This window comes from Gilliamella sp. HK2 (assembly GCF_001690265.1).
GTDB classification, from domain to species: domain Bacteria; phylum Pseudomonadota; class Gammaproteobacteria; order Enterobacterales; family Orbaceae; genus Gilliamella; species Gilliamella apicola_C.
The window spans coordinates 1-3,531 of record NZ_LZGV01000004.1 but is presented as its reverse complement, the minus strand read 5'-3'; the positions used below and the strand labels follow the sequence as shown (position 1 = coordinate 3,531).

Below are 3,531 nucleotides of genomic sequence, written 5' to 3'. Positions count from 1 at the left end.
CCGGTAAACTTTGGTAAGACTAATTCAAAACAATTTTTTGATAATGAGGCATTATATCAACAGCAAGTAGAAAATTTTAAAAAATATCACATTGATATCAGTAACGAATTGGAATATGTCACATTTAAAAATATTGATGAACTACCTATAGCTAAATTTTTATTAAATGGCAATCAAGCCATTTATATGAACAATACATTATTTATTGTAGGTAAAGATTATTTTGTGGCTTACAGACAACCAACAAAAGAGGAGTTAGTTTATACGCAATAGCACAAAGGTATTAATGATTTGCTATGAAACGAGCATTAGCAGATGGATTACTGGAAAGTGAAAAGACAATCATTTTAGTTGAAAAAGAAGCCCAATTAGTTAAAGCTGCTAAACCAGCAGGTTGTTTAAGCCCTGGCGTGGGGATTCATTTTACCGATAATACCGAAAACTACTATATTAAAATCAAGCCGGTCTATACCTTTAATCTTCCCGCAAGATTTTTTTATACTTCAAACGCGCAGTCAGTATTCGGCACGGAGATTGACAAGGTAGTTAATGGTATTAATGGAAAAATACCGGCGAAAAAAGACGCATCGCAATCGTACACCTTAACGGCGAGCGAGAAAAAGTATTTAATGCTAATGTACCATTCACGTTATCCTGAATTAACCGAGGAAGATATCCCCGATAAAGTTGAGTTAGTTAGTGGCGGAAAAGAACAAGATACGAGGCTACCGAGCGTCTATTCTGAGCCCGCGAATAATGAGGATTTTTTTACAATTCGTTTTATGCTTGAAAACAAGCTGTACTGGATAGAATTAGATAATGTATTACACCTTCAAGGAGAAGATGGTCAACTCAATTCAAGCGCAAGTTATTGGCATGATTTTCCGTTATCATTAGCGAACATCCCTACAGAGGAAGACAAAAATACGGTATTAAGCTCACGCACCCTATCGCTCAATGCATTAGCGCATGACGGCTTGATAGCGATAGATGAAGACAACACAACATGGGTAAAAGTGACAGCACTGGATAAGCAAAGCCTAATGATACACGGTTGGGTCAATATAAAAGACAATGCGCAAGCACATATCAAACGGTGTAGCCCATGGCACTGGCCTGGGTTTGAAACGATAGAAGAAAAAGCCTCGATAGGTGAATTATCTAACAAGATTGGCAAAAATAAAGTGGCGAAATTGGATTTAGAAGATTACACGCCAGCGATGCACGCATTACACCAAATTTTGACAGGAACACTGATATATTCAACACAACGAAAAAAAGGTCTACCGCCACCTACTTTTACAGAAAGGGATTTAAAGGAAGCGCTACGCCGAAGTTGGGCCGCAGAGCGGATAGGGCATTTACTGGTAAAATATGAAAGTGAATGGTATGCCGATGAAGCATTAAGCAAATGGAACGAAGTTGATGAACTGTTTGAAGAAGAGAGACAACAGAAAAAAGAGATGATTGAAGCAGGCTTAAACGAGCTCGGCATCACCCAACCTTACCTACGTGATTATGTCTTCAAGTTGGTGGACGAAGCGTTTAAATATATTCAAACTAATTGGAAAATAGAAAAAGAGCAACGCATTAAACCGTCACTGTGGTGGAAAGAAGTGGCACAGGCACAAGCTCAAAACCCAACCGCAGACACTGATGCCAATACCCCTAAACTGTCCAATCTATCCGCAGACGGCAAGGCATGGTTTATTCATCCCGTGGCGATGGTGGATTATTTTAATATTGAAACGACAAAACTTTGGCATGAACCTTTAGAAAACCCACAAAGGACGTTCTTTAATTCAAAGAAGTCCAAGTTTCCTTGGAATGGTGCTTTTGGTTTTGTTAGGAATGAAGGTAATAAATCTCATGCTGGTTTAGATTTATTTGCAAAAATTGGCACACCATGTTTTGCTTGTTTAGATGGCGAAATTGTAAAAGCTCGTGGTGAAGGTAGCTATGGTAATGTAATCGTTTTAAAAGTGAAAGGTGATGATTTGCGCGCATCTCGAAACGATTATACGTTGGAGTTTTCAGGAAAAGGAAAAAATGAGTTTGTACAAGCGAGCGATTTTGATATAAACAGTGATTATTTTTATATTCGATATTGCCATTTACATGAAGATCTAAAAGTATCTGGAATACAAAAAGGTACCAAAGTTAAAGCTGGTGATCATCGGTTATACATCCGACACAGGAAATGCGAAAGGGCTTCCTAATACTCATTTACATTTAGAAATTGCTATGAATATTGATAATAATAAAACTGTAGGTGAAAAGAAGGAACTAGCAAAATTAGGCTATAAGATAAACCCTGCTTTTTTTGTCAATTTAAATCATATAGATATAGAAGAGCAAACAGAAGCAGTAATAAATGGTAAGAAGTATTATATTCAAAAATAGAGATAGAAATACATGAACAGAATAAAATATTTATTAATAATAATTCTATTACTACCGCAATTCGCACATTCTATCTATCGGATATATGTAGGAAATATTGGTAATAAAAAAGTAGAACTTTATATGAGTGCTATCTCCGATAGTGATTTTCATATTCTTTATGTTGATGATGAAACATATGAGATAACCTATTTAGCATTACCTGATAAAATAAATAATGGCTATTTTTTTAAAAGCTATTCTGATAATGAAGACTCGTTGACGTTTAAAAATTTTGATTTTAGCGAAAATAAGGCAAAATCCGAAGACGATTTTTTGATTGGAACTTCACTTAAATTCGGCGATTTTAAATTGAAAAAAGTTTTTGAATATAACGTAATCTGGAATAATGGTAATGAAAAAAACTATAAAGACTCTAAAAAATTAGTCAATAACACAGAATTTAAAAATATTGAATTTTTACAAAGAGACTTAACAGAAAACTTCTATTTTAAACTTTTATTATCTAAGAAAAAAAAAGAAAATATTAAAATCACGGGAGTTAACGTATATAGTAAAAAGAACGGCAAGTTAGTACAGACAATTAATAATATAAAAGGTTATGGTTTTTTTGCTTTTAATGCGATTCAAATAGGCGATTTTGATTTTGATGGTAATGAAAATGATTTTTTACTTGCTGATGGCGAAACACATGCGGCTAATGTCCCACAAACCTATTACATTTATGATGGATTGCAAAATAAATTTATTGATCCTAATTTAGAAGGATATACCATTCGTTTTGATTCAGAAAAAAAAATCGCGACTAGCACTAAAACTTGCGGTAATGAATTTATAGATCCAACAAGTATCACCATAAATAAAATGTATTATTTTAATGAAAACACTAAAAAATATAATTATTTAGATCAATATTGTATTGCTTATGATAATAAAAAGTTTTTTCAAAAAAAGTGTACTAAAAAAGAAAGACAAGATTGTGAAAAGGCGGTCGTAGAGGTCGGTGATGAGCCATAATCAAATGAATAGAAATTTATTTTTTATAAAGAACAATTCAATCTTGCTTCCTAAGTTTATTGCTCATTAATGGTTAAAATGAAACGCTAATATTAAAATATAGATAAGCCC

General features: G+C 33.6%; 4 protein-coding genes. All 4 read left to right on the top strand.

The window, feature by feature from the left end; all coding sequences use genetic code 11:
- Positions 1-273 (top strand): hypothetical protein (locus A9G45_RS14240; RefSeq protein WP_176701798.1); only part of this gene is annotated, 273 nt, incomplete at its 5' end.
- 23 nt (positions 274-296) lie between these two features.
- Positions 297-2,219 (top strand): M23 family metallopeptidase, encoded by a 1,923-nt coding sequence (locus A9G45_RS00100; protein ID WP_065572337.1) that lies wholly within the window; start codon positions 297-299, stop codon positions 2,217-2,219.
- A gap of 25 nt (positions 2,220-2,244) precedes the next feature.
- Positions 2,245-2,403 (top strand): hypothetical protein, encoded by a 159-nt coding sequence (locus A9G45_RS14235; RefSeq protein ID WP_176701626.1) that lies wholly within the window; start codon positions 2,245-2,247, stop codon positions 2,401-2,403.
- Positions 2,404-2,415: 12 nt separating this feature from the next.
- Positions 2,416-3,420, top strand: a complete 1,005-nt coding sequence (locus A9G45_RS00095; RefSeq protein ID WP_141673547.1) for a hypothetical protein — start codon at positions 2,416-2,418, stop codon at positions 3,418-3,420.
- Positions 3,421-3,531 lie beyond the last annotated feature (111 nt).